General features: G+C 41.4%; 21 protein-coding genes. 16 read left to right on the forward strand and 5 right to left on the reverse strand.

The annotated features are described in order from the left end of the window. The first annotated feature begins 439 nt into the window (after positions 1-439). From A142_RS05085 to A142_RS05105, 5 genes are all read left to right on the forward strand, one after another. Positions 440-1,192 (forward strand): metallophosphoesterase, encoded by a 753-nt coding sequence (locus A142_RS05085; protein ID WP_019823145.1) that lies wholly within the window; start codon positions 440-442, stop codon positions 1,190-1,192. A gap of 691 nt (positions 1,193-1,883) precedes the next feature. Further along, positions 1,884-2,234 (forward strand): cupin domain-containing protein, encoded by a 351-nt coding sequence (locus tag A142_RS05090; protein WP_019823146.1) that lies wholly within the window; start codon positions 1,884-1,886, stop codon positions 2,232-2,234. A 238-nt stretch (positions 2,235-2,472) separates the two neighbouring features. Further along, on the forward strand, positions 2,473-3,150 hold the full coding sequence (locus A142_RS05095; protein ID WP_019823148.1) for a hypothetical protein: 678 nt from the start codon (positions 2,473-2,475) through the stop codon (positions 3,148-3,150). 168 nt (positions 3,151-3,318) lie between these two features. Beyond that, complete coding sequence (locus tag A142_RS05100) at positions 3,319-3,753, forward strand: hypothetical protein (RefSeq protein ID WP_019823150.1); 435 nt, start codon at positions 3,319-3,321, stop codon at positions 3,751-3,753. A 207-nt stretch (positions 3,754-3,960) separates the two neighbouring features. After that, entirely contained in the window at positions 3,961-4,224 is a 264-nt protein-coding gene (locus tag A142_RS05105; protein ID WP_019823152.1) for a helix-turn-helix domain-containing protein, read from the forward strand. A gap of 353 nt (positions 4,225-4,577) precedes the next feature. Here the strand turns inward: A142_RS05105 and gmtX are convergent, their stop codons facing one another. The 3 genes from gmtX to A142_RS05120 are packed head-to-tail and all read right to left on the reverse strand — an operon-like array spanning position 4,578 to position 9,830. Continuing rightward, entirely contained in the window at positions 4,578-5,306 is a 729-nt protein-coding gene (gmtX, locus tag A142_RS05110) for a gamma-mobile-trio protein GmtX (protein WP_019823153.1), read from the reverse strand. A 1-nt stretch (position 5,307) separates the two neighbouring features. Beyond that, the gene (locus A142_RS05115) at positions 5,308-8,328 is read right to left on the reverse strand and encodes a VPA1269 family protein (protein ID WP_139137157.1); all 3,021 of its coding nucleotides are present in this window, start codon (positions 8,326-8,328) and stop codon (positions 5,308-5,310) included. An 8-nt stretch (positions 8,329-8,336) separates the two neighbouring features. After that, a complete protein-coding gene (locus tag A142_RS05120; RefSeq protein ID WP_019823155.1) occupies positions 8,337-9,830 on the reverse strand; it encodes a site-specific integrase in 1,494 nt (497 codons plus the stop codon). A gap of 529 nt (positions 9,831-10,359) precedes the next feature. Between A142_RS05120 and A142_RS05130 the strand changes: the two genes are divergently transcribed. The 5 genes from A142_RS05130 to aroC all read left to right on the forward strand — a co-directional run bounded on the left by A142_RS05130 (position 10,360) and on the right by aroC (position 17,773). Then, the gene (locus A142_RS05130; RefSeq protein ID WP_019823156.1) at positions 10,360-13,026 is read left to right on the forward strand and encodes a DNA methyltransferase; all 2,667 of its coding nucleotides are present in this window, start codon (positions 10,360-10,362) and stop codon (positions 13,024-13,026) included. 1 nt (position 13,027) lies between these two features. After that, positions 13,028-15,031, forward strand: a complete 2,004-nt coding sequence (locus A142_RS05135) for a DEAD/DEAH box helicase (protein WP_019823157.1) — start codon at positions 13,028-13,030, stop codon at positions 15,029-15,031. Next, on the forward strand, positions 15,018-15,848 hold the full coding sequence (locus A142_RS05140) for a hypothetical protein (RefSeq protein ID WP_019823158.1): 831 nt from the start codon (positions 15,018-15,020) through the stop codon (positions 15,846-15,848). Before A142_RS05135 ends, A142_RS05140 begins: the two co-directional genes overlap by 14 nt. Further along, positions 15,841-16,233 (forward strand): GIY-YIG nuclease family protein, encoded by a 393-nt coding sequence (locus A142_RS25675; protein ID WP_019823159.1) that lies wholly within the window; start codon positions 15,841-15,843, stop codon positions 16,231-16,233. Before A142_RS05140 ends, A142_RS25675 begins: the two co-directional genes overlap by 8 nt. Before the next feature lie 454 nt (positions 16,234-16,687). Beyond that, a complete protein-coding gene (gene aroC / locus A142_RS05150; protein ID WP_017062360.1) occupies positions 16,688-17,773 on the forward strand; it encodes a chorismate synthase in 1,086 nt (361 codons plus the stop codon). 160 nt (positions 17,774-17,933) lie between these two features. Here aroC and A142_RS05155 read toward each other — a convergent pair whose 3' ends face one another. Next, entirely contained in the window at positions 17,934-18,557 is a 624-nt protein-coding gene (locus tag A142_RS05155; protein ID WP_004734183.1) for a trimeric intracellular cation channel family protein, read from the reverse strand. Between the two features lie 299 nt (positions 18,558-18,856). On the opposite strand from A142_RS05155, the gene A142_RS05160 reads away from it, so the two are divergent. The 3 genes from A142_RS05160 (at position 18,857) to A142_RS05170 (ending at position 20,358) form a co-directional block, all read left to right on the forward strand. Beyond that, on the forward strand, positions 18,857-19,387 hold the full coding sequence (locus A142_RS05160) for an elongation factor P hydroxylase (protein ID WP_019823161.1): 531 nt from the start codon (positions 18,857-18,859) through the stop codon (positions 19,385-19,387). Between the two features lie 9 nt (positions 19,388-19,396). Then, on the forward strand, positions 19,397-19,660 hold the full coding sequence (locus A142_RS05165; RefSeq protein ID WP_017632537.1) for a YfcL family protein: 264 nt from the start codon (positions 19,397-19,399) through the stop codon (positions 19,658-19,660). 176 nt (positions 19,661-19,836) lie between these two features. Beyond that, complete coding sequence (locus A142_RS05170; RefSeq protein ID WP_017111158.1) at positions 19,837-20,358, forward strand: NADPH-dependent FMN reductase; 522 nt, start codon at positions 19,837-19,839, stop codon at positions 20,356-20,358. A gap of 237 nt (positions 20,359-20,595) precedes the next feature. On the opposite strand, the gene mnmC is transcribed toward A142_RS05170, so the two are convergent. Further along, positions 20,596-22,743 (reverse strand): bifunctional tRNA (5-methylaminomethyl-2-thiouridine)(34)-methyltransferase MnmD/FAD-dependent 5-carboxymethylaminomethyl-2-thiouridine(34) oxidoreductase MnmC, encoded by a 2,148-nt coding sequence (gene mnmC, locus A142_RS05175; protein WP_019823162.1) that lies wholly within the window; start codon positions 22,741-22,743, stop codon positions 20,596-20,598. Positions 22,744-22,799: 56 nt separating this feature from the next. Here mnmC and fabB point away from each other — a divergent pair, with 56 nt between their 5' ends. From fabB to A142_RS05195, 3 genes are all read left to right on the forward strand, one after another. After that, positions 22,800-24,026: a beta-ketoacyl-ACP synthase I gene (fabB, locus tag A142_RS05180; RefSeq protein WP_019823163.1), complete on the forward strand. Its 1,227-nt coding sequence runs from the start codon at positions 22,800-22,802 to the stop codon at positions 24,024-24,026. Positions 24,027-24,497: 471 nt separating this feature from the next. Next, positions 24,498-25,631, forward strand: a complete 1,134-nt coding sequence (locus tag A142_RS05190) for a 4-phosphoerythronate dehydrogenase (RefSeq protein WP_019823165.1) — start codon at positions 24,498-24,500, stop codon at positions 25,629-25,631. Positions 25,632-25,643: 12 nt separating this feature from the next. After that, complete coding sequence (locus A142_RS05195) at positions 25,644-26,657, forward strand: aspartate-semialdehyde dehydrogenase (RefSeq protein ID WP_017062350.1); 1,014 nt, start codon at positions 25,644-25,646, stop codon at positions 26,655-26,657. Positions 26,658-26,853: the final 196 nt, after the last annotated feature.

The raw sequence follows: 26,853 nt of genomic DNA on the forward strand, positions 1-26,853 counted from the left end.
TTGGTAACAAGTGTCGTCTACTCGACAAAGGCGTGCTACGCCTCTCCTGTGCTAGCACTCATTGGGACACAAGCTAGACAGAATTCAGCTTAACAAGGCTATTGAAATCATAGAAACACTATTAGAACCAGAGCTGAAAAGTAATAACGGTAGTGACGGGGCCTGCGGGATCAATAATGGTAAGGTTATTGATTTAGTAGTGGAAATTGATCTCTTCAGTCAGGAAAGTCTGTCAGATTTCTCCAAAAATAAATAATACCACTAGCATTCAGTATTTAACTGTCCATAAAAGCATACTAACGTTAAATAATTACAGCACGCTCTGTAGCTGTATAACCTTAGGTTCTGGTATCGCCTGAAAAGTATCAATTTGCGGGTTGTAGGAATTTGTAACACTGAACTACACTGGGGTCATCAATTTTTATCAAAGTAGAAATTTATGGAAATCTGCCATCTCTCTGATCTTCATTTGGAATTTGGTCCAATGGAGTTCCCGCAAACTGACGCAGATGTCGTCGTACTTAGTGGAGACATTCACCTCGGCACTAAAGGAATTGATTGGGCGGCACAATTTGATGTGCCTGTTGTGTATGTCCTAGGTAATCATGAGGCCTATGGTGCTTCATCGCTAGAGCTATTGATAGAAGAATGTAGGAGCAGAGCTGAATGTTATTCCAACGTATACTTTCTTGAAAATGATAGTGTTGTAATCAATGGTGTTAGATTTCATGGGTGTACTTTGTGGACTGATTTCGAACTTTATGAGACCCCTAAAGATTCTATGAAATTAGCTCGTTCAGGCTTGAATGACTATCGAAAAATTCAATATCATGGAAAGCCATTTTCACCATTGGATGCGAGAGAACTTCACCAAACATCTAGGCATTTCCTTTACGAATCAATAAGTCAAGCCAAAGAGGATGTCAATGTTGTCGTTACCCACCACCTTCCATCTAGAGAAGGAATACAACTTGAATACTTGGGCAGCCCACTTAGTCCTGCATTTGCCTCCCAATGCGATGAATTTTCAGATCTTGCTGACAAAATTGCAGTCTGGTTTTACGGACACAACCATGATTGTATGGAATTTTCTGATTTCAATATTAAATTCCATACAAACCAGCGTGGATACGTTGGCTATGAAGAAGTTTCGAGCTTCGATCCATCACACAAAATTTTAATTTCCTTATGATGTGTGTTAACCGTACTTGTCCAAGGATGTGCTTCGTGCACTGTTAGAACGTCTTTGCTTCATATTAATTCCGCCAAAGGTTTCACGTTCGTGCGTTAGTCGGATTTTCGCTATCATAATTCGTGTGGCGGTAATAATGTCCACGGCAGAAAAAGTGATTTTTTACGTTGGGACTGCTAAGCAGGTTAGGGGCAGATAAGGTCTAAAACGGATTTGCCCCAAAGTGAGCCAGAGAGGGATTAAACTCAGTTTGAAACCCTGCAACTTGCCTTACTTTTCCTCATGCCTAGAGTTCCAACAATGTAGCTAAATGTTCTAATCCACAACAGACTAACCTTCAATCACACTTACGCACGAATATGTTGTTCAACTATCTCTAAATTATTGAATAATAGATAAATAAAGGGAAGTTTTTGATTGATGACATGCCTTGAATTGGAAGCAATATGTGCTTGCACGGTTTTCAACCAGAAATTAGATTCAACCTGAATTATATGTTTAATTTTCAGTTGGTTAGATAGGATTCTTGATATATGCTGAATACGTAAATTCGTGCTGGCACGATATTAAAATGTTATGGTAATTTTTGTGACATTTTCTGTGTGGTTTTGGTAGAGCGTAAACTGTTTTTAATTTAACCTCTTAACGGTAAGAAATATTATTAATTGGATAAGAATAGAAAGGGATAGCAATGATTCGTAATTTCTACAACTGTGATAAAGAAGTTGATAACAATAGCCATGATGGTGTTGGCTCTATTGATATTTACCGTGCATTTAGACGTAAAGATTTTGATGGTGCTTGGGATTTTGCTATTCGTGTCATTATGCCGCCAGGTAGTTCAATGGGGGAGCATTCTCACGAAGATGATGAAGAAATGTATATAATCCTCAAAGGTGAAGGCTCAATGATTATTGAGGGTGAAACTAAACGAGTTATTGCTGGCGACATGATTGTGAATAAACGTTTTGGTACTCATGGCTTATTAAATGATTCTGCCGAAGACATTGAATTGCTAATCATCCAAGCAAGTTTAAAATAACTGTTATATTGCTCATTTCAGTTAGGTGCAAGACAATCACCATAACAATCACCATAACAATCGCATCAACACGATTTGCTACACTCGGCGTTGTCAGTTTGCCTTTAGTTTCAGTGATTAAGGCAGTAAAATTCAGCTAAGCCTGTATCGTAGCAAACGTGTTATGCAGGCGTTATGTATTGGATGCAAATAGTTGCGATGTTGGAGCTTGTGCAATGGATAAAGGAGATAGCGAAATATGAGCGATCGGTTGGATCAAACGATTAGTAGCTTAATTGAAAATGAAATAAATCATGTAATTCGAACTACTAATGCGATATTAAAACCTCAATCAATTGAAGCTCAAAACTTATACGCTCGGTATCATTCTTGGACAGAGAATGCTCGTATCCACAATCATAATCTAAGTAACCTTACCTTGGGTGAGCTAGAACAATTCTCAGTAGAAGAATTCGATATTCCATCGTTCAAACAGTATGTTTGCATGCAGTTGACAGAGCACGGGTATAATAAAAACAGATTTGAACAATTGATGTTAAATGATCGACGTCATTTTGAGTGGGATGACCAATTCGATCATCGATTGGATAAATATGTTGATGATTTGCGGTCTATATGTAGGCATTCGGGAATTATAGCGGGTCATATACTTGCTGACGACCTTCATCAGACTCAAACTGAACTGAGTGTATTAATGAAACGCTTTAACGTTACTGCCTTTAATCAGACGGACTCAGTAATAGGAAAACTCGATGAAATGGAATCAAACGTAATAAGCGCAGTGGAGAAGCTAAATCAGCCTTCTAAAAGCGATATATTGGACATCAAGCCAAACTTTTTTGGCTTTGGGCTAAATGGAAATGCGTTGTACAAACAAATACAAAATTGGTGGAAACAACGAAGCGGCAAACTATAACCAATACATAACAAAGCGTTTAAGACAGATTCGCAACGCTCGGCATTTTTGGTTTGCTTTAAATTTAGTGTTTACGGCACTATAGGTTAGGTTAGGTTAGGTTTGGTGGTAGTGTCGCTCACTACTTAAGCGGCTATATGGTGTTCATCAGTAAATTCAAAGTGAGGTATGGTGACAAAAGAAGATGAGATGTTTAACCAGCATCAACAAGACGTTAGGACTCGGGCTGACTCATTGGGTAAAGCTGTATTTGTTCTTTCCGGTGGGGCTTTAACTGTATCGATTGGTATATTTCTGAAAAGTGATCGCTTACCTTTAACTGATAGTGCTTTAATAGCGATAAAATACTCATGGTGGTTGTTATTCGCCACAATAGTGTTTGGCGTAGTTATGCTAGCTACTATTATTGTTCGAGATTATCTGTTTGGTGAGCGTTGGCGTAAGGTTTTAGACAAAGTCCCCAATATTGATGCATCTGGTAAACCAGCGAAATTAGAAGTGCTTATAGTGGTTTTGGGTGCGCTTGGAATTATTACGTTCATATTAGGCATGTTTGGATTGGCATTTGTAGCAAGCGAAACAATAATGGGGTTCCACACTTAGTATCAAGTTTGAAGTGCGGCTCTTTTTTGAACTACACCATCAATTCGACACCAAGTAAAGTGACTTTCCATACTTGTGGTTATTTGTGAATTCTTAAATTAGCCAAACTGATGGGACGCCTTGTCGATTTTCTTGTTAGCTATATAGCTAACAATTGCAATGTGACCTAGAATGTTAGCTATATAGCTAATAAGACGGTGATGAACTATGGCTTGTAGGTCTGAAATAGGATTAAAGGTTAAGCATTCACGTATTGATAAGGGGCTGACACAGGTACAAGTATCAAAACTGACCAGAATTAATAAAACAACCATTTCAGAAATCGAAAATGGTCGTTTTACAGGTTCATTCGATATATTTGAAAGGTTGTTAAATGCTGTTGATTTACAGTTTGAGGTTGTAGAAAAAACGCATCAACTACCTGACTGGGATGAAATCGAAGAGCTATTCGCAGAAGATGATAGTAAATAATTTATACAAGTTAGCAGGGGTTTGATGTGCCTCCTTCAAACAGGCTATTTCCAACTTCTCTACGGCAAATCACAGCGAGTTATAAACTAACGGTTCGCTTCTCTTTATTGTTGTCCATTGGTGGACAACGATGGACAACTGATCAGAAAGGTTAGGCTAAATTTGTTCAGGTTCGCCACATTATACAATGACATACTAGTGTAGCTATGCTGTCTATTTGTGAGTCAGCGAGATCTATGCTGACTCACTTTTGCTTCTTTACATGCGCTGATTTAAGACAAGTAGTTAAGTCTTAGTCAACCCTACAATACAGCTTTTAGATGAAATTTGAAGAGTAGCGATTAAACAGATCATTATAACTTTAGCTGTAAAATTTTTTCGATAACGTCCTTTAGTCCCGGGTCAGATAATATTGTCCCCCTTCGGATCGCTTTACTTGCCCAAAGGGCTCCCGTACTGTCGAATTCTAATCCTTTAGCCCCTTGATTGTTTAAGAAATTGCTCAGAATCTCAAGGTCAAATTTATCAAGCTGGTTGTTTTCTGTATGGCTGAGGGATTTCTCATTGTTCAATATAACTTCTACTTGATGATCTGGCTTAATAGCTGGGAGCTCTCGTATTTCACGTAACATAGAGTTCTGTTTTTTTAGAGAACTTGTTTGGCCGTAAAGTACTGAAATTTTGTATCTCAATACGGGGTCTTGAATCTTTAGCAAATCTTCATCAGTGATTAATCCCGTAGTTCCAGTGTCAGGTTGTGGTTCAGTCGCTGATTTTACAACCTTATCGAAATTTAGGCTTTTGCCGTGAGCCACCTCAATCCAAGCGTCGATAAGAATTGGATAAGGGTTTTTACCATGTCTTCTATTATGAACTGTTTGCGCAGAAATTATGACCCCCTTACTAGCAAGTGCGCTTATTACAGTTGGTACAGATGGGGTTGCGTTCACCTCGACCATTTTGGAGCAAACTTCATTTATATCTTTTAGGATCGCTTTAACCGAGCCTCTTGTCGTACGCTCTTCTAGTGATTGATACAGAGCTTTAACGTCGTTGTTGGTTAGGATTTTGTTATTGTTCATTTTATTGGTTCGCCGATGCTTTGATTTCTATATTCTGTAGGGCTTGTACGGGTACTGCCTTTGAGCATTCTTGCTCGATACCAAGCTCTGCAAAAGTCTTACGGCCATCTTTCAGTAATTGGAGTGTTTCTCCATCAAATCTTGTTACTAAGAATTTAGCAAAGGAGTCCGCAGATTGTTGCTTTTCTTCAGAGGTCAAATTCATAAGCATCATGGGTTCGAAACCGTTCCGTAAAAGGATTGTATCGATGAACTGATCGCGTTCTCTCTCGAAGTCCTCATTTCTTTCATGTTTGTAAATACGACTTGCCTGAATTACAAAATCTAGATTTGAAAAGTTGTTTGGAGTCTCTGTATAGTCGATATCAAAATCAGAGTCACTATCCATCAAAAGTGCTGGCACGCAATCAGATGAATCCCCTTGAACACTTGATATAGGTGGTTTAGGGAGGTTTTTAATCTTTTCGATTAAATTGTGAGTGGAGTGTAATGCATTGAATAATTTATCTTCTTCAATTGCCAATCGCTCTTGGATCGTCTCGTTTTTTTTGAGCTTAGTAACAAGCTGCGGGGAAACGTCCTGACCTTTTTTTCTAAGGGTTAGTTGTTCAACTTTTAATGTTTGAACCACTTGCTCATTCTCCTGTATTTCAGCAGCTTTTTTCTCAGACTGAAGAATAAGGCTATTCGCATGAACCCATAGTTCCGTTAGCCATGGCAAACCTGTGATAAAGTGCCTACATACGACACAGTTTTTATCTTCAACAGGAAGGTAAGTGTTTTTCTTTCCGTTCTTTCGAATACACTTTCCGCCATCATGACACCTTGTACCATTATACGGGCAGATACCAAGGTTAGTACTATTCCATAAGCCCACCAAGCACCCTGCCGCATCAGACTTAATACTATTGATGGCTTCGCTTGAGTTAAATGCTGCATATTTTGCCACCTCATCCCAAGCAGCTTCTTTTAACCAGTTTTGAAAGCTCTTTTGGTAGTCCAACTCAATATCTCTGCTAGCTTCGTTAAGAATTTCTGTAATGTGGCTTGGGTGATATTTCACATAATAGATTGTCATCAAGATACTCTTGTGCCCAGCGACAATCTTACTGAGTACCTCAATTGGAACTCCTTGCTGTGCTAAAGATGTCAATCCTGCTACGCGTAACCCATGTGGAGTGTATAAAGCGCTTTGTGGTGCATTAGTAGTCTTATTTCTGGTGAGAATAATCTGGCACTCAATTCCTTCTGAGTGGAGTCGTCTTTCAAGTTCAGCCATCAACTTAACCCAGAACTCATGCAGGTTTCGGTTAGTTGGAGGCATTTGACAATTACCGTTCTTTATATCTTTCGCACTGCGGAACAGATAAAAGCGGTCAGGGATTCTTGCAAGTACACTTTCCGATGGCTCGGCCTCAAAAACTGTCTTTGGAATATCTTGGAATCTTACAGGATAAGTCACTGGATTATACTTTTCCTGCCAATCTCTTAAGTCATCAAGGTACTTAATAACAGTCGCATTCTTCCAAGGTATTTCATATCCCGACTTCTCACTGAAGCCAACTTCTTTGTCTGAGACTTTATTAGAGTTGATATAAAATACAAACTGAGGAGCTAATACTCCACTGATCAATTTACGTCTTAGAACACCTCTATTATGAACTTTGGCTCCAATGTTTTTCCAATAGTTTGTTAATTGATGGTCGTTTTTTACCCATACGTCTGTTTCTGGGTTGTATCTCCATTGATCCCCTTCTCCAGAGTCAAGTCGTATGACCTGAATTTTTCGGATGGGTATTTCAAGCATAACCAAATAAACGTAGGTAATAACCGGAATCCAAATAGGATTACCGTCCTCGTCAACGATATTCTCGTTGTATTGATCTGATAGTGATTTAGGCCATGCAAAGTCATTCTCGGTTAAGATTTCTTTGAGTTTTAAAATCATCCAAATAGGTGGGGTAGGTTTTGCTGATTCACTTAGTTTAATGTCTTTTCCGTTATCTTCAGAACCATACTCTGAGACGGCCTGAGTGAATTTGTGCATTGACAAAATAGGGTAGCCAACAGTTACAAGCTCACCAGTTTCATCTGTTTCCGACATGTATTCACCGATATACCAGTTACTAAAGTCGACGATCGTTGTTAGTGTCAAAATCAACACACTACTGCCTATGGACTTTTTATCTCTGTCATCTTTCAACCAATTATAAAACTCATCGTTCCTGAATTTGGAAAAGTACAGTGTCGGGTCGGAAGGAAAGTCGGATGTATAGGTAAACTCAAGGAAGTTCCTGAATTTAGTAAATCGATCTTTGAGATGCCCGGTTTCAAATGCATTTTTTGCGTTCAGAAATTCATGGAAAGAGTTAACCCAAGCCTTCATGTGCTTTTCTGGGTTATCAAATAGATCCTTTGTTTTATGCCTTGTATCGCGCCGTTGAAGCTCTACTAGTTTGAGACAGTCGGTACTGTTGAGGTGATTATCAAAGCATCGTGCTAGGTATCTAATAGCCTTGTGAGCATGTGGGGTTAAGTCGGGGTGCCAACGGTTATCTTCGGTACGTAAAGGTGCTATGAACTGCTTAAATACTTCTACAGAAGTTTCTTCTAAAGATTCTACACCTGTTGTGATACGAAAAACTTCGACTGCAATACTAAATTGTCTAATAGCGGTGTCTATCGCATTTGACGTGCGAATATTGTTTGTAAGCTCAACACTGTCCGAAAGCATCGTTAGCTGATTAAGGATTTTTGAATCACTTCCATTCAATAACTCACCCAAAAAATAGTAGCTGTCCACACTGATTTTTTGATAAAAAAATAGGCTGTTAACTGACAAGTCACCTTTGGCTACGATTTTTTTTAAAGTTTCATTAGCTCTATAGTAAGCAGTTAGTAGTCGATTTGTCTTTTGTTTGTTTCTAGGGGCAAATAGACCATCAAGTAGAGCTAAGTCCTTTTGAGTAACAGATTCACCGTAATTTATACCTTTAAATTGTAGGTAGTTTGTTGTGGTCATTTGATCCTTCATGATGCGGTAAGTTGAACCTTGTTTTGAACAACACTAGATACAGAGTAATTAGCTAACACATCTCGTACCTTCTGTGATGATATCCCTTTATATGCTTCTTGCGCGTTGATTGTCCTGTGATGCATACACTTCTGAATGACCTTCTCGTTAACCCCTGCATCTGTCAGTAATTGAGCATAGCAGTGGCGTAATGCATGAGGATTTAAACCTGCATCTCTTCCACGTTCAATTCTCATACCTAGATGTTGTTCAAGTCGGTCCAAGGCTTTGTTGTAACTTTCGGTGAAACTCTTAGCTGAGTAAGGTGCCCCAACATAGCTTTTACCTGTTCGCCTATCGACGCCTGCTGATACGAAAAGGAATGGATGATCATGCCCCTCGTTCTTGACGTAGGTTTCCATTAACTTACTTCTATACGACAGATACATCTGGTATAGAGTTACGAACATAGCCTCTGCTGAAGGATGTAAGAAAAAAATGTCAGCATGATAGGTAGTCTTATCAACAGCTAGTGTTTTCCAACGAGCTCTCAGTGATTTAGAGTTCATTTTGTCGTGGCGGGGTCTCATGTGCCGTTCTTTTAGGTACTCTTCTCTTGTCTTTTCCTTTTCACCTAATAGATTGGTTTTTGCTAGCCTAGGGTGAAATAGCTTTGCTTGACATTGAAAGTCTGAGTACGGGAAAACATCGTTAAACCAAAGGTGGAGAGGTTCGCTTTTTCGAAGACCACCAAATAGCAGGAGAATGGTGATCATTTTTGCAGTGATGTCTTCACGTTCAAAAGGGTTCTCTGCGATTGGGTTTTTGACAAAACCAAATTGTAATAAAGGTGAGATTAGCTCTACAGGAAACGCTTTATTTTCGCTCTGAGCGTTAATATGGTTTTTGGGGTCATCCTCAAATTCGTAGCCTAAAGCCTTTTTTGATTGGGATAACTGTCCAGCGGCTTTCATCACATCTTTAGTATGTGACATAGGACTTAGTTTAATAATATCGCGTGCGGTTTTTAATAGAGAAAGGGTCAATTTCTCATTTTTCTTTTTTGAGGCTATGAAAGTAGACTTACCACTCGCTTCTAGCTCTTCATACATAATCCAATCAATAAAAGCGACAAGTCTAGTACGAAGTCTTTTGGTTTTATCTAACCCAGTTGGCGCCCAGTACAGATTCGTCTCATCTTGATGAGTTTCAGTGTCTATTGTTCCGCGCTCTAAACTAGAAAGGAATTTATGAAACTGAGCTCGCTTATTCAGTCCTAACTTATGGGTTTCTATACTGTAATCATAAAATAGCCCAATAGCTCTAGCAGTATCACCCATCCATGTATCACTTTTGGACTGGTTGGCAAGGAAATACTCAACAAGAGACCACATAATTGAGTAGCCACTAGAGCCTTCAATATGTAGGACTGGAAATATTGTCGCAGGGTTAGTAGCGATTCTTTGTTTTATAACAATATGGTGTCTACCTACCGGTGCATGTTCCTTCATTCGATTCCCTAAGCCGCCACTATTTATTATATGGTAACTTTTGTTTGGGGGTTACGCAAATTCCTGGGTGTGAAGGAACATCTTGAAAAGTCTTTAATTTAACTTAAAAGGTAAAGACTAGAGAATAACTGGTAATAAGTGGTAAGTGATGTTCTGGGGGTTAGTTGAGCACGTCCCTTCTAAGGATGTGGTCGAAGGTTCGAATCCTTCAGGGCGTGCCATTATTTAAAGAAACCCGATAGCTCTCTGAGTTGTCGGGTTTTTTGCATTTCTAGTCACACTCTCCCCTTATACACACTGATTAAGCATGAGCTGCCTCGCCTATCAGTGGTAAGGCTTAAGGTAATAACCTCGTTAGGTCTATGATGGGGCAATTCACAGAGAATAAACACAGAACCTTTTTCATTAATCTACGAGAGTTTGGCAATCCTTGACCCGCTAGAGCCTTTTAGTTGCCTTGTAACATATGTCAGCTTAATGGTGTTTTCTAAATAATTTGTAATGGTTATTTAATATTTCTTGAACTCAAGTGCTAAAAGGTGATAAAACAGCGTTCCGTAAAGAGGGCTGGGGTTTCATTTTGAGTAAGATTAGTTTCAAACAAGTGCATGACAATTTAAGTAAACTAGCTATAAGCTACAATGAATTTACTTTTCTTGAAGAGTTTTTGAATGCATTCGGCGGCAGTAAACGTCGTATATCTGGCGCGCTTATTCGTTCAAAGGATGAACTTTACTCTCGTACCACATTTCATATCAAGCGTGTCGAACCAAGTGCACTGTATAGTTCATTAGATGCTGAAATATCCCGGCTATCACGTGCAAATAAGAGTGACAAGCAACATATGTTTGTTGCTTTCACTGATATGGAAACGCTAGTTGCATACAACTTGGATACAGAGGATACGATTTCTGTTGAACTTCGGTACCTGGCTTCAGCCACGGAATTTTTTCTCCCATTAGCAAAGATTAGCCCTCCAGTTATACCTGAAGCGTATATCGCAGAATATGGAGTGATTCAGAGTGTAGCAAGAATATATGACGTGATTCGAGTCGATAATCCGTTAGCTAATGATTCTGAACTTAGCTCATTCATGTGTCGTCTAATTTTCTGTTTGTACGCTGAGGATCTCGGCCTGTTTGAAGATGATTTGTTTTTAACTGAGATTCAAAACTCACGCGAAGATGGCTCGGATTTGGCTTCTATATTGAGAGCATTTTTTATAACGCTAGATCTTCACCCTGATTCGCGGCCTGTCAATCGATACTCGCATTTACCATATGTAAATGGTGGCCTTTTTAAAGGTAACGCCTTTTCACCAGTAATCTCAGGAGAGTTGAGACGCCATATTATTGGTTTAGCAGAGCTAGACTGGGAGCATCTTAATCCACGTATATTCGGCAATATGTTCCCGCTTATTATGAATATCGAGGAGCGCTTTGATTTCAGTAAACGCATTGAGTCAGAAGATAGTATCAAGCGTATTATCAATCCAATGATCATTGAAGAATTACGTAATGAGTTTACTCGCATTAAAGCTTTAGATTTAGATGATGACGCAGTAGAAATTCGTCTGAAGTCATACGGCCGTTTGCTTGCGAGACTTGCTAATGTTCGAGTTGTTGATTTGAATTGTGGGTCGGGGATTCTTCCTCTTGCATATAATGACTTACGTGAAATTGAGTTCGATGTTTTGTCGGAAATCAAATCACATCGTGGTTCAGCATACATTGAAGGTTATAAGTCACTTATTGATTTGAATAACTTCTGCGGTGTTCAAGATGATCCAGTAGTCCATCAAATGGCTAAACTTTCGATTTGGTTAACTGACTTCAACATGAATATCAAATTTAACAAGGAGCTTGGTGTCCCTTATCACCTGTTTCCCTTACAAGCGCTTCCAAATATCGTTAACGATGATGCAATGGCAATGAGCTCGTGGGAACAATTTTCAGATAAAAAATTGGAAACTTACATCATAGTCAACCTAATTAACGAGCATATCGATGATGTTTACGACTGGATCCAACGTGGTGCAGACGAAATCAGTGGGCATCATATGGAGTTTGCATTTTCTGCTAGTGATACTGTATGTCAAGGCAACTCAGTTAATACTATGTGGGTTGATGCTCTAGATGGTGAGGTTGAGATTCGATTTGCATGTCAATCTTTCAATTGGGATGGTATGCGCAACGCTGTGGTTGTTGGCTTGAGCGAAGATCGCTCTAAAGATAAGTTTATAGTGTCTTCTGAAGGTACACATAAAGTGTCCTCTATCAATGCTTATTTGTTTGAGTCTAGTGCTTTTGGAGTTGAAAAAGAAAAGACACCACAGTTCAGTCTTCCTCCACTTGTCGAAGGGTGTAAGCGTGATTGTTCATACAACATGATACTTTCATTGAAAGATAAGAATGACCTAATCAAGAAGCATCCAGAATCTAAAACATACATCAAACAATATCTGACTTCTAAGAATTTGTACGGTGAAGATATTGAATACTGTGTCTTAATGAATGATATCGCAGATACAAAGAGTGGCCTTGGTATGCGCTTGATTTTAGATAGTGATATGGGGCCGTCTGAGGTTAAGCAATTCGTTGATAATCCGAGTTATCAAAATGCACCGTCAATTGTGATTCCTAAGAGCTTTAGCACAGTTTTTAATCATATTCCATTGATTGCTGTTGGCTCTGAAACGGTTTCTAACGCATCTAATTACGTTTTATACAACCCCGAGCGTTGGATGTTCGCACTGTTGTCGTCGAGGATGCACCAAGAGTGGGTAAAAAATGTAGGTGCGCAAAGCGATAAGTTCATCGGTTATTCACATGAACGGTGCTACAACACTTTTCCGGTTCCGGAGTTAACTGACGGGCATAAGTCTACACTGGGTCTGTTCGCCAATAACATCATTCGTGCTCGCTCAATGTCCGTAGAGTCACTCGATATAATGTATCACCCAGAGAGCATGCACTGCGAGTTGAAGCAAGCACATGCAGAGTTGGACGATTATATTGATAACCTTTACCTAAGAGTAACTGACCGTAAACGTCGCATTACTGCAAACCTAGATCGAGTATCAATTCTATTCAAAATGATCAGTATGCATCAAGAAGGAAAGAAACTGAGAGCACAGGAAGTGTTCGATAATGTGACTCAAGAACTTACTGAAATGGCACAACTTTTAAGAGTATAACATGCAAAACTTAGTAGAATTTTCGTATCAATCGACTGGCACAAGTGTCAAATGGGATGAGTGTGGCATGCGCGAAATGCAGCAACGAGCATTTTCTGCCCGTAGTAATCAGTACATTCTTCTGATGTCACCACCAGCATCTGGTAAGTCACGTGCAAATATGTTCTTGGCATTAGATAAAATGCATCATCAAGGTCTTAAAAAGACGATTGTATGTGTTCCTGAGACATCTATCGGTGGTTCTTTTTCTGATACTGATCTAATGGCTCATGGCTTCTTCGCAGACTGGAAAGTTGAAACTCAGTATGACCTTTGTTCTGATGAAGGTACTGATGGTTCTAAAGTTAAGAAGTTCATTGAGTTCATGTCGTCTGAGGCCGAAGTTTTAGTTTGCTCTCACTCGACTTTGCGTAACGCATTCCCACAACTACAGCCGGAAGATTTTAACGAGTGTTTTCTTGCCATTGATGAATTCCATCATGTCTCATCTAAAGACAGTAATGTACTTGGTGCGCAACTTCAGCGATTAATGGATGAATCTGATTGCCATATCTTGGCAATGACAGGTTCTTATTTTCGTGGTGATGCGGAAGATATCCTTTCACCAGAATACGAAGCCCGATTTAAGAAAGTGACATATAACTATTACGAGCAGTTAAATGGTTACAAGTACCTGAAGACGCTTGGCATTGGTTATGACTTTTATCAAGGCACATACTTAGACAGTATTCGTGAGTTACTGCACCCAGAGAAGAAAACGATCATTCACATTCCAAACGTGAATTCGAAAGAGTCAACAGGTGACAAGCACGGTGAAGTTCTTGCCATTATTAACAAAGTTGGCTACATCAAAAGTATTGATTCAGCAACCCAGATGATCACAGTTCAACTTCATGAGCCAGATGCGCGAGGTCGTACAGAAATTCGTGTTGCTGACTTAGTCAATGAAGATCGTAAACGCCTACAATCGTATCTGCGCAAAGTTGAACATGTAGATGATGTGGACTGGATCATTGCATTAGGTACAGCCAAAGAGGGCTTTGATTGGTCTTTTTGTGAGTACGCATTAACTGTAGGTGTTCGTCGTTCTACGACTGAAATTATTCAAATTATTGGTCGATGTACTCGTGATTCGTCTAATAAGTCGCATGCTCAATGGGTTAATTTAATGGTCGATCCACTTCATGCCCCAGAGGAAACTGCGGCAGAAGTAAATGATATGCTTAAGGTGATTACATGCTGCTTGTTGATGGAAGATGTTTTTGAATCTTCATTCAATTTTCAAACTGCCAAAGTAAATACTGAAGAACCAAAGTCGGGTGCCAATCTTGATGATCCAGAGGATGGAGTCGTTTCGATCATAATAGACAAAGGTCCTAAGCCTTCATTGCCACTGAAGGGGCTACCAGAAGTAAAAACTGACCGCGCCAAAAGCATTATTGATGAGCATATGAGTGACATTATTAATGAGTTATATCAGCGTAAAGAAACAAAAAAAATGCAGTTCGATAAGATTGATGCGGATTATTACAATACTAGTTTTATTCCATCAGTAATTGCAGAAAAGTTTCCTGATCTTGACGAAGATGAGATTACTGTAGTTTCTGAATACACACTTGTTAACCTAGCAATCAAGCCACTGAAGTCAGAAACGGGTGAGATTGATCGTAAATATGTAAGCATTGCTGGTCGTAAGTTCAAGGTTGCGGATTTAGATATCAATCTAATAAAGCCATTAAACCTATTCGAAGGCCGCAGCGTATTCGAAGTTATGTCCAAGGACATCAATAAGGACATGTTGTACCAAATCAAAAACCTTGTGGCTGGCGTGAATGTTTCTATGAGTGCAGACGAGTTTAAGCATGTAATCCAAAAAGCAGCAATGTGGATTAATACTAAAGGTACGCGTCCGTCGTTAAACTCTGAGTGTGAAAAAGAGGTTCGTATGGCAGAAGCAATTGCGTTTGCTGAAAGTAAAAGAGGTAGAGCACATGCGCTTAACTAATGTGAGCAACGATGATACCGAAATATTGGCATTGATTCGTGACCTTTATGCCGCTGATACACATGGTGTCCTAACAGAAGTCAAAGATACTTCCACTCCTGCATTAAATACGGCATTTATAGTAATTCGTGATTTCTATGAAACACATGGTCGTCTACCATCGGGTGCTGATGACGCACCAATTCATGAGATCGTGCTGTCCTCAAAGTTGAGTGAAATTTTCAACAACGACACTCGTCGTTTTGCGGTTAAGAATTTAGATATACATGGTTTACTTGAGCAAGTTCAGGAACCTGTCCCGGAAGGTAATGATGACGAAATTCTACTCGAACATGCGGAAGCTATGGATGGGTTTGACACTATTGATGATGTAATTAATAGTCCATTGTTTAGTGATATCTTTGGTAATGATGGGCAAGAAAATGGTTTATTTGATACATCATTTGTCGATGCACATAAGCGTAAGTCGGCTGAAGACATCGGTTCACGTACTGAATGTGCTGGGTTCGATGTTGAGTTCAAGCATTTGTTCGACTCAATGAAAGTAAAACTTTCTATGAATCTTATTCATAAAATTCGTATTGTCGAAGATGGCATTCGCCAAAATGAAGTTAAAAGCGGTGCATGGTTTATTATTAATGACCAGATGATGTATATCGCAAACGTATCTGAAGAAGAACATCGTCGTGAACATGGTCGTATTGAGCGTCGTGTTCGGGTGATTATCGATAATGGGCAGGAGTCTAACATTTTGATGCGTTCTGTTACTAAAATGGCTCATGCTGATCCAAAAGCAGTGAAGTTCGCACGTGGTTAATACGGAAGGGCTCGTCTACGCATTGAAGTCAACTCGACCTGAGTTCTCAAATGCTCTGAAGATAGGCTACACGACCCAAACGCTTGATAGGCGCATTTATAATGCGTCTAAATCATCGACGTATCTTTATGCTGATGTCATACCAGTATATAAGGTGAAGGTTTCTGGTATATCCGTTAATGCTGTAGAACGATGCTTATTTGCTTTTCTGGAGGACTACAGAATGGATATCACTATCAATATGAAGTCAGGAAAGAATAAGCGGCCCAGAGAATGGTTCACTGTACCGATCGAAGTGTTGAAAATAGCAGTAAGGTTGATCAAAGAAAACAGGATTCACTTGTTTAAATATGACTTGAGCTCTGGAACCATCAAGATGCGGTGATCATATGAGATATAATACCTTGATTTAATAGTGAGTATTTCTGCGATAAATGTAGACTGACTTTATGCTAGAGTTACAGTTTGCAGTATATCGAGCAGAAACGATATTGCACGTTCTCCAGTAAATCTTTGCTCTTGAGGACAGTTAGGGGCTTAATGGCATGAGTTTATGCTGTCCTTCTTAATCGTTGCGTGTGGAGAAAGCAAAAGGGTAAGTGTTTTCCTTTTAGTCATCTGGGCATCATAAAAACAACTTCTTTGAACCACTATTTATTTCCTTCTCTTATTCATTTCGTTCGACCTATGTAATAGAAAGTTAAAATTGTTCCTTTTTTGGGGTTTACATCATTTGGTAATAAAGCCACTATGAATTCACGAAGAATAGACAAGTAAAGCTGTTCACCAGTGGGTTTAGGAATCAAACCTTCTGCTCAATAGCTGATTTAGAGGAAGTAATGGCAGGAAACAGTATCGGACAACATTTCCGCGTGACCACGTTCGGAGAAAGTCACGGTATCGCACTAGGATGTATCGTAGATGGGTGCCCACCAGGATTAGAAATTACCGAAGCAGACCTTCAAAGAGATTTGGATCGTCGTCGTCCCGGTACTTCTCGCTATACAACGGCTCGCCGTGAAGCGGATGAAGTAAAGATTTTATCAGGTGTATTTGAAGGCCAAACTACGGGTACTTCTATTGGTCTATTGATTGAAAATACAGACCAACGCTCTAAAGACTATTCCGAAATTAAAGACAAGTTCCGCCCTGGACACGCTGACTATACCTATCATCAAAAGTACGGTGTGCGTGATTACCGAGGTGGTGGTCGTTCTTCAGCTCGTGAAACTGCAATGCGTGTAGCGGCAGGTGCCATTGCGAAGAAATACCTAAAACAAGAATTTGGTGTTGAAATCCAAGCTTACCTTTCTCAAATGGGTGATATCTCAATTGATAAAGTGGATTGGAACGAGATTGAAAACAACGCTTTCTTCTGCCCAGATGCCGACAAAGTACCGGAATTTGACCAACTGATTCGTGACTTGCTAAAAGAAGGCAACTCGATCGGTGCGAAGATTCAAGTGGTTGCGACTAAAGTGCCTGTAGGCCTTGGTGAGCCAATCTTTGATCGTCTAGATGCAGACATCGCGCATGCTCTAATGAGCATCAACGCAGTGAAAGGTGTTGAGATTGGTGATGGCTTCGATGTTGTTAATCAACGCGGTAGTGAACACCGTGATCCATTAACTCCAGAAGGTTTCAGCAGCAACCATGCTGGCGGTATCTTAGGTGGTATCTCTACTGGCCAAGATATTGTGGCAAGCATCGCGCTTAAACCAACATCAAGCATCACTGTTCCTGGTGACACAATCACTAAAGATGGTGAAGCAACGCAGCTAATCACGAAAGGTCGTCACGATCCATGTGTTGGTATCCGTGCGGTGCCTATTGCAGAAGCAATGCTGGCTATCGTGCTGCTTGATCACTTGCTACGTCATCGCGGTCAGAACTTTGGTGTGACAACTGAAACACCACAAATCTAATTCTGCTTCTTTTTATTTAGAATAGAATTGAAACTGATTTGATAAAAACAAAAAAGGGTTGCTTCGTAATGAAGCAACCCTTTTTCACATTAGCAGGACTGTTCGCCCAGTCAGCGAGCATCAATATTAACGATCGCTCTCAATACTGCCTCTCAAGCGATTAATGCACTGAACTTTCAGGATCAAGCTGGAACGAAGGCAAACGCCATTTGAATCTTACAGCCGCCATGCGCAGCAAGTAACCAACTACAAGCGTCACAATCGTCGCCGTTACGTCGTTGATGCCAAGCTCAAGCAAACCTAGGTACAAACCTGAAGCGACAAGTGCGACAGAGGCATACAGCTCTTCATGTAACACCAATGGTGTTTGACGACAGATAAGGTCACGTAACAAACCACCAAACACACCAGTTACCAGTGCAGATACCATGCAAATCATCGGGTGCAGACCCATGGTCATCGCTACTTTGGTGCCAATGATACTGAATACAATTAGGCCTAAGGCATCCAAGCGAATAAATAAACCTTTTAGCTTGATAACCCATTTAGCCAGTCCGGTTGTAATAACACCTGCGATACAGGTGATTGCCAGATACTGAGGGTTTTCAACCCAACCTAAAGGGTAATGGCCAAGTAATATATCTCGCACCGTACCGCCGCCAATTGCCGTTGCACTCGCAACCAACATTACACCAAACCAATCCATTTTTTGTTTGCCAGCACTGAGAGCGCCGGTCATGGCTTCTGCCGTGATGCCAATGATATACAAAACACTTAGTAGCATTGCTGTAGCTCTATAATTTAGGTCTATAAATTTGAGTCTTATAGGCCTTAGGGATATAAAAATGAAGCGCGAGTGTAGTAGTAAAAATGCTTGTTGACGAATGAATATTTGTACCGTGAATGGGCATTTCAGATTAGCTAAACTAATCATTCACCTTAAAGTGGTGTAATCTGGGAATGGCAATCGATTGTCACCGTAAAGTATAATGGCGAACCTGATGTCATTACGCTTGATAGGGCTTTACCGAGCGCTTAAAAAAACGCAAAATGCCCCAGTTCTTTTTACTTAAATTTGATTTTATGACACACCAATATTCAGACATTATCGATATCTTCAATCAGACCTTTTTTGAAAGCTTTAATACCAAACTAGAGCTAGGGGCTGATGAGCCGATCTATTTGCCTGCTGATGATACTATCCCACACCATCGAATCGTGTTCGCACGTGGCTTTTACGCCTCTGCACTCCATGAGATCGCACACTGGTGCGTTGCTGGGCCTGAGCGTCGTTTACTGGAAGATTTTGGCTATTGGTATGAACCTGATGGTCGAACGGAATCGGTTCAAGCTGAGTTTGAAAAAGTAGAAATTCGCCCACAAGCGTATGAATGGATTATTGCGATGAGCGCAGGCTTTCCTTTTAATGTCAGCTGTGACAATCTACACGGCGATTTTGAGCCAGATCGTTTGGCCTTTATGAATAAAGTACATAGCGAAGTTATGGGTATCTTTGAAGTGGGCTTTCCGCCTCGCGTGAAAATGCTCTCTGAAGCATTACGCAGCTTCTACGATGTAGAACCTTTATGTATTAGCCAATTTATTGTGAAATAAGAGAATATTATGATTATCGAATTTGAAGAAAAACTACTTGAAGTAATTGATGCTCGCATTGAAAACGCATCAGACGACGAACTGTTTGCTGGTGGTTACTTACGTGGTCATATTTCTCTGTCAGTGGCTTCATGTGAAGAAGAAGGCATTGAAGACGTAGCAGAAGTTAAAGCACGCATCGAAAAGAGCCTAGATGACGCTCGCTCTGAACTCACACCTGCAGACCGCACTATCGTTAATGACCTATGGGTTGAACTGCAAAACCAAGCTTAATCGCTGGTTATTTATCATTATCCGCTCAGTCCCTTCCTTTCCTCTTTTACTGAGCAGTGAATAGTTTGAGACTCATTCGAAATTTTTGAATGAGTCCGTTCAATCCTTGTGATGGTTCCATTTTCTGACTACGTTATTCTAATCCCACTTAACGGAATTACAGAAAAGGTCACATCATGAAAGTTATCGCATTTGGCGCAAGCACAAGCTCTACCTCTATCAATAAAACTCTAGCAACTTACGCAGCTAACTTGATTGAAGGTGCTGAAGTTAAAGTTCTAAACATTAACGATTACAACGTTCCTATGTTCAGTGAAGACACTGAAAAAGAGATCGGCCAAGCAGAAGGTGCGCAAGCATTCTTGCGTGATCTAGCCGAAGCGGATGCGTTTGTTATCTCGTTCGCAGAACACAATGGTCACTACCCAGCAGCGTACAAAAACCTATTTGATTGGGCGACACGCATTGAGCGCTCAGTGTTTGGTGAGAAGCCTGCGGTTTACCTAGCGACATCACCAGGCCCAGGTGGCGCGCAAACAGTACTTGGCGCGGCGACGGGTTCGGCTCCGTACTTTGGTGGTAACGTTAAAGCATCGTTGTCAGTACCTAGCTTCTACGATAACTTTGATTTTGAGTCGGGTTCAATCAGCAACGAAGAGATTGCCGCTCAAATTAAAGACGCGATTGCTAAGCTGTAAAGGCGGAAAGTAAAGCGAATAGCTGCAAAGTAGCAAGCTGATGTAAAGTTACGAGCCGCTGAAAAGCAATAAACAGCGACGTAGACAAGATTAGAAAAACAAAGCCCGAGCATTGAGAAATGCTCGGGCTTTTTGTGGGTCGTACTAGGTCATGTTGGCCTTTCGTTGCAAAAATCAGCTCGTAAGATCAACAAGGCCCAATACTTATTTGAATATTTAGACCTAGTCTAGAATCGACTATTCCGCACTGGCTTGTTTCGTTGAAACCCAACCTTCTGTTAACGCTTTGCCTTTACGTAACCTTCTAATCCACATTCTGCTTGGGTGAATCGCTTCAAGCACATCGACAGGTAAGGGAAGCGGATCGCCACAAATTTGTGATGCTAACACTTCAGCCAATAATGGCGCAGAGCTCAAGCCACGTGAGCCTAATCCGATAAAACAGTATAGGTTAGGGAAGCTTGTCACCGTTTCAACATCATTAACCGAGTCACGCTGTGGGTTGAAGTAGTGTAGATCTTGGTACTGCTCCTTAATGGCTTCAAAGTCACCAACGTTTCCGACAAACGGTAAGTGGTCGCGGCTTACGCTACGGATACCTTGGCGCGCTAAGTTGTCACTGGTGTTGACATCTTTTGTCCATGCTTGGTCTGGTAGCGAGCCATGTAGGCGCTCGCCGTTGTGCTGCTGAACCTCAATATCAAATTCTTGGTCGATATTGGTCTTGTCGTAGTTCGCACCAATACAGTGGTGTCCATTGTTTGGGTTTTGTGGCGTTAAGTAGCCATCAAAGCACAACACGGTTTTTAGCTGGCTGAGATTTTCCGTGGTCGGAATATGGCTCACTTGGCCTTTAACCGGAGTCAGTGGTACTGGCTGAGTTTGTTCAAACTGAGTGAACTTGTGTCCGTTCGCGACAACTACTTGGTCGTGCTTGGTTTGAATCTCACCTTGAGGTGTCTCAATCGTCAGTAACCATTGTTGTTCAACTTCGATCCACTCAAGTTGCGTTACTTGATGTTGATAGTGCGCGCTTACTTGGTTGTTCTCTTCTAACTTGCCAATCAAGCCTTGAGTCAGTTGAAGAGGGCTTAACCAGCCGCCCAACGGAAAGTAAACACTTTCTTTATCGACCGGTAAGCCAATCTTTTCGTTGGCTTGCTCTGGCGATAAACGCTGAATCAGGTCGGTGTGGAAGTTGCCTTCCAACATGCGGTTGAGCTTTTTAGTGGAGCCTTGATCCCACATCAAGATGTTCACGCCACACCAGCTGTGATCAAATTGGACAGACTGCGCCGCTTGATTAATAAATTGACGAGCAAACAGTAATCCTGGGCCAAACACACGAGACACGTTCGAAGTCACTTCACTCAACAACGGGTAAATCGCACCTTGGTTGTTACCTGAGGCATTGCCCGCAGCTTGTGGATGTTCACAATAAAGGGTGATGTTTTTACCACGACGGCTTAGCGTTTTGGCTAATGCAGCACTGGCGACACCACCACCAATGATCGCAATGTCTTGGGATTCAGTGTGTTGAGCGAGGCCATACCAAGGTTTGATGTTGGTGTGAGCGTGCTTTTCGCCAAGTCGGCCGGCGATCATTTCTCGCTTAGTACCAAAGCCTTTAACCTTCTTCATCTGAAAGCCAGCTTCAATCAACCCGCGACGAACAAAGCCAGCAGCGGTGAAAGTGGCGCAACTACAATCTTGCTTAGCGAGCTTGGACATGCCGTTGAATAGGTTTTGATTCCACATCTCTGGGTTCTTGCTCGGAGCAAAACCGTCTAAGAACCAAGCATCAACCAAACCTTCATGTGGGGTTGGTACGTTAGGCATGCAATCTTTAATATCGCCAAACCACAAATCAAGCGTGATTGCACCGTCGCCCAGCACAATGCGGTGACATTCAGGTAGAGCGATAGGGTAGTGTTCTTGGAGTTGCGTCGCATACTTGGCTAATTCTGGCCACGATTGGTGTGCTTTGATGAGATCCTCTTTATTTAAAGGATATTTTTCAAAACTGATGAAATGTAACTCTTTGGTCATCGCTTGTGGGTTATCTTTAAGAAAAGCATCGAACCATTGCCAAACTGCAAGAAAGTTCAAACCTGTGCCAAAGCCGGTTTCAGCAATCACAAAGCGGCGTTGTTCATGTTCAAGCCAACGCGCTGGAAGGTGGTTTTGCTTTAAAAAGACGTAGCGAGTTTCTTCTAAACCGTTAACATTAGAGAAGTAAACGTCGTCAAATTGGTCTGAAACTGGCGTGCCAGACTCATTCCATTCCAGTTCTGCATTAGTAATTGAAGTCATAAAATCTATCATTTTGTGATTTGAAGCGATATGTTGGTAGGGATTGTACGAATTTCTAGGAAAGCTGACCACTTTTGTTAGGCTTCTTAGTTATCATCTAGCTGAATTTAGAATTATAGGAATGTCACATGAAACGAGTCGTAATCACCGGTATGGGTATTGTTTCAAGTATCGGTAACAACGTCGAAGAAGTTTTAGCATCACTGAAAGAGGGTAAATCTGGTATTACCGCTTCAGAGCAGTTCAAGGAAAATGGCTTGCGCTCTCAAGTTTGGGGTAACCTAAAAATGAACCCTGCTGACCATATCGATCGCAAAAAAATGCGCTTTATGGGTGATGCAGCGGCATTCGCTTATCTTTCAATGGAGCAAGCAATTGCTGATTCTGGTTTAACTGAAGATCAAGTATCTAATGACCGCACGGGTATCGTTGCGGGTTCTGGTGGTGCTTCATCTCTAAACCAAGTAAACGCGGTAGACATCATTCGTGAGAAAGGCGTGAAGCGCGTTGGTCCATATATGGTGCCACGTACAATGGCTTCTACTGTTTCTGCTTGTCTAGCAACTCCTTTCAAAATCCGTGGTGTGAACTACTCTATGAGCTCTGCATGTGCGACATCTGCACACTGTATTGGTCACGCAATGGAGCTTATCCAACTTGGTAAGCAAGACGTTGTATTCGCTGGTGGCGGTGAAGAACTGGATTGGTCTCTGACTATGATGTTCGACGCAATGGGCGCACTTTCTACTAAGTACAACGACACACCAGAACTGGCTTCTCGTACCTACGATGCAGACCGTGATGGTTTCGTTATCTCTGGTGGCGGCGGCATGCTAGTTATCGAAGAGCTTGAGTACGCTGTTGCTCGTGGCGCAAAAATCTACGGTGAAATCGTAGGCTACGGCGCAACTTCAGATGGCTACGACATGGTTGCTCCTTCTGGTGAAGGTGCGGTTCGTTGTATGAAGATGGCAATGCAAAACGTTGATGGCGTTGACTACGTGAACACTCACGGTACTTCAACTCCAGTTGGCGACGTGAAAGAGCTTGGTGCTATCCAAGAAGTTTTCTCTCAAGGTAATGGCGGTGGTAACAGCCCAGCAATTTCTGCAACTAAAGCGATGACAGGTCATGCTCTAGGTGCTGCTGGCGTACACGAAGCAATTTACTCAACGCTAATGCTAGATAACGGCTTTATCGCTCCAAGCATTAACGTTTCGAACCTAGACGAAGCTGCTGCTGGCCTAGACATCGTAACTGAAGCTCGTGATCAAGAGCTAACAACGGTTATGTCTAACAGCTTTGGTTTCGGCGGTACGAACGCAACGCTAGTAATCAAAAAGTACCAAGCTTAACTTAGGCTTGAGTTACAGAGACAAGGTTAATCGTTAAAGGGTTGCGCTAGTGCAGATTCAACACGCACAGGTCACCCAGTAATAATGACCATCAGAACAAAGTTTTTAGACGCAGGTTGGTAAACGTGTTTTTTAAACATAGTTTTTAAATCTGGGTTTAGAAATTGAAAGGTTTCCAGAGCTTGACCAGTACTGACCTTGGTTAGTACTGGTTGAACAGACGCAAGACTCTGTCTCCTGGAGAGCGAGATAGGATCCTTTTGTTCTGGATGTTTGCCCGATTGTTTATTCAATCGGGCATTTTTCGTTTTAGGCTTGGATAATAAAATCAGATTAGGGTAGTTAATCCTCATCTCAACAAGCCTTTAATCATAATGTATTCCAATTGCTACTCGACACCGTGTGTGGAATTTTGCACAATCATTTCAATTCACATTTAGGTCGATAGACCCCAACAAAAGTACTCGCCAAATGAAAATCTTAATCGACGAAAATATGCCTTACGCTGAAGCGCTATTTAGCCAGCTAGGGGAAGTGACAATGAAGTCTGGTCGCACATTAACTGCGGACGATCTGGTTGACGTAGACGCATTGATGATTCGCTCTGTTACTAAGGTAAACGAGTCATTGATCAGCAAAGCCAATAAGCTGAAGTTTGTCGGTACTGCGACGGCTGGTATGGATCATGTTGACCAAGAATTGATGAAAGAGCGTGGCATCTTCTTTACTGCGGCGCCTGGCTGTAACAAGGTGGGTGTTGCTGAGTACGCGTTCAGTGCGATGATGGTGCTTGCGCAGCAACAAGGCTTCTCGGTTTTTGACAAAACGGTCGGTATTATCGGTTGTGGTCAAGTGGGCAGCTACCTAGCGAAATGCCTAGAAGGTATCGGTATTAAAGTTCTGCTGAACGATCCTCTAAAACAGCAAGAAGGTGATACTCGCGAATTTACTGAGCTAGAGACTCTGCTTGAGCAATCAGACGTTATTACATTGCATACACCGATCACTAAGACAGGTGAGTTTCCAACGCATCACTTGATCAATGAGCAAGTGCTGAACAACTTACGTGCTGATCAAATCCTGATTAATGCAGCTCGCGGTCCTGTGGTTGATAACCAAGTGCTAAAAGCTCGCCTGCAAAAAGCCGACGGTTTCACTGCGGTTCTGGATGTGTTTGAATTTGAACCTGAAGTCGACTTCGAGCTTCTTCCGTTACTCGCTTTTGCAACTCCTCACGTAGCGGGCTACGGTTTAGAGGGTAAAGCGCGTGGTACCACGATGATCTTCAATAGTTATTGTGAGTTTTTAGGTACTGAACAGCGTGCGTATGCAAGCGACTTATTGCCGACAGCGCCTGTACCTCAAATGAAATTAGATAGAGCTTGGGATGAAGCAACACTGCACAATTTGACTCAGTTGATCTATGATGTGCGCAAAGACGACGCCTTATTCCGTCGCAATATCGCTACGCCGGGTTCTTTTGACAAGATGCGTAAAGAATATTGGGACCGCAGAGAGTACAGTGCAGTCGAGTTAACGGGCGACGAATCTTGTAATTTAACGCCGTTATCTAAACTCGGTTTTATGGTAAAGCCAACTTTATAAAAGAGAGAAACAATGAGCCAAGAATTTAATATTGCTATTTTAGGTGCGACTGGTGCGGTTGGTGAAACCATTCTTGAAGTACTTAAAGAGCGTAAATTCCCTGTCGGTGAAATGCACTTACTAGCAAGTGAACGTAGTGAAGGCAAAACTTCCCGTTTTAACGGCAAAACAATACAAGTACAAAACGTAGAAGACTTCGATTGGTCTCAAGTACATATTGCGTTTTTCTCTGCAGGTAGCGAGCTTTCAGAGCGTTGGGCTCCAATTGCTGCTGATGAAGGTGTTGTTGTTATCGATAACACATCACGTTTCCGTTACGAATACGATGTTCCTCTGGTTGTGCCTGAAGTGAACCCTGAAGCAATTGCTGAGTTCCGTAACCGTAACATCATCGCGAACCCTAACTGCTCGACTATCCAAATGGTAGTCGCTCTGAAACCAATTCACGATGAAGTGGGTCTTGAGCGTATTAACGTTTCAACTTACCAATCTGTGTCTGGTGCAGGTAAGCCAGGTATCGATGAGCTAGCGGGTCAAACAGCTAAGCTTCTGAATGGTATGCCAGCTGAAAATTCAGCGTTCTCACAGCAGATCGCTTTCAACTGTATTCCTCAAATCGATGAATTTACAGAAAACGGCTACACGCGTGAAGAGATGAAGATGGTTTGGGAAACTCAAAAAATCTTTGCTGACTCTTCAATCACAGTGAACCCGACTTGTGTTCGCGTACCAGTATTCTATGGTCACGCAGAATCTCTGCACATTGAAACTCGCGCGCCAATCGGTGCAGAACAAGTGGTTCAGCTTCTAGAGAACACAGAAGGTGTTGAAGTATTCCAAGCGCTAGACTTCCCAACTCAAGTTCGTGATGCAGGTGGTAAAGACCACGTAATGGTTGGTCGTATTCGTAACGACATCAGCCATCACAGTGGCGTGAACATGTGGGTTGTCGCTGATAACGTTCGTAAAGGCGCAGCAACAAACGCAGTTCAAATCGCTGAAGTTCTGATTCGCGATTACTTCTAAGCTTTATTGCTTTGATAAACAAGCCTCACTCTTTAGTGGGGCTTTTTTAATCGATTAAAAATATTGTTAGTCAAATTGTGTGAAATTGCTGCGAATATTGTTGCTGCAACACATTTTTTGTTTTCATCTCTATAGTTTTACGTCATTTATCCGATATATTTAATAGATCATCACTTTTCCGAATTTAAGCACCTAG

The organism is Vibrio splendidus 12E03, assembly GCF_000272105.2.
Classification (GTDB): domain Bacteria; phylum Pseudomonadota; class Gammaproteobacteria; order Enterobacterales; family Vibrionaceae; genus Vibrio; species Vibrio splendidus_I.

Coding starts and splice junctions, on each gene's coding strand:
- A142_RS05085 (WP_019823145.1), top strand. CDS start 440: ATGGAAATCTGCCATCTCTCTGATCTTCATTTGGAATTTGGTCCAATG.
- A142_RS05090 (WP_019823146.1), top strand. CDS start 1,884: ATGATTCGTAATTTCTACAACTGTGATAAAGAAGTTGATAACAATAGC.
- A142_RS05095 (WP_019823148.1), top strand. CDS start 2,473: ATGAGCGATCGGTTGGATCAAACGATTAGTAGCTTAATTGAAAATGAA.
- A142_RS05100 (WP_019823150.1), top strand. CDS start 3,319: ATGGTGACAAAAGAAGATGAGATGTTTAACCAGCATCAACAAGACGTT.
- A142_RS05105 (WP_019823152.1), top strand. CDS start 3,961: ATGGCTTGTAGGTCTGAAATAGGATTAAAGGTTAAGCATTCACGTATT.
- gmtX (WP_019823153.1), bottom strand. CDS start 5,306: ATGAACAATAACAAAATCCTAACCAACAACGACGTTAAAGCTCTGTAT.
- A142_RS05115 (WP_139137157.1), bottom strand. CDS start 8,328: ATGACCACAACAAACTACCTACAATTTAAAGGTATAAATTACGGTGAA.
- A142_RS05120 (WP_019823155.1), bottom strand. CDS start 9,830: ATGAAGGAACATGCACCGGTAGGTAGACACCATATTGTTATAAAACAA.
- A142_RS05135 (WP_019823157.1), top strand. CDS start 13,028: ATGCAAAACTTAGTAGAATTTTCGTATCAATCGACTGGCACAAGTGTC.
- A142_RS05140 (WP_019823158.1), top strand. CDS start 15,018: ATGCGCTTAACTAATGTGAGCAACGATGATACCGAAATATTGGCATTG.
- aroC (WP_017062360.1), top strand. CDS start 16,688: ATGGCAGGAAACAGTATCGGACAACATTTCCGCGTGACCACGTTCGGA.
- A142_RS05155 (WP_004734183.1), bottom strand. CDS start 18,557: ATGCTACTAAGTGTTTTGTATATCATTGGCATCACGGCAGAAGCCATG.
- A142_RS05160 (WP_019823161.1), top strand. CDS start 18,857: ATGACACACCAATATTCAGACATTATCGATATCTTCAATCAGACCTTT.
- A142_RS05165 (WP_017632537.1), top strand. CDS start 19,397: ATGATTATCGAATTTGAAGAAAAACTACTTGAAGTAATTGATGCTCGC.
- A142_RS05170 (WP_017111158.1), top strand. CDS start 19,837: ATGAAAGTTATCGCATTTGGCGCAAGCACAAGCTCTACCTCTATCAAT.
- fabB (WP_019823163.1), top strand. CDS start 22,800: ATGAAACGAGTCGTAATCACCGGTATGGGTATTGTTTCAAGTATCGGT.
- A142_RS05190 (WP_019823165.1), top strand. CDS start 24,498: ATGAAAATCTTAATCGACGAAAATATGCCTTACGCTGAAGCGCTATTT.
- A142_RS05195 (WP_017062350.1), top strand. CDS start 25,644: ATGAGCCAAGAATTTAATATTGCTATTTTAGGTGCGACTGGTGCGGTT.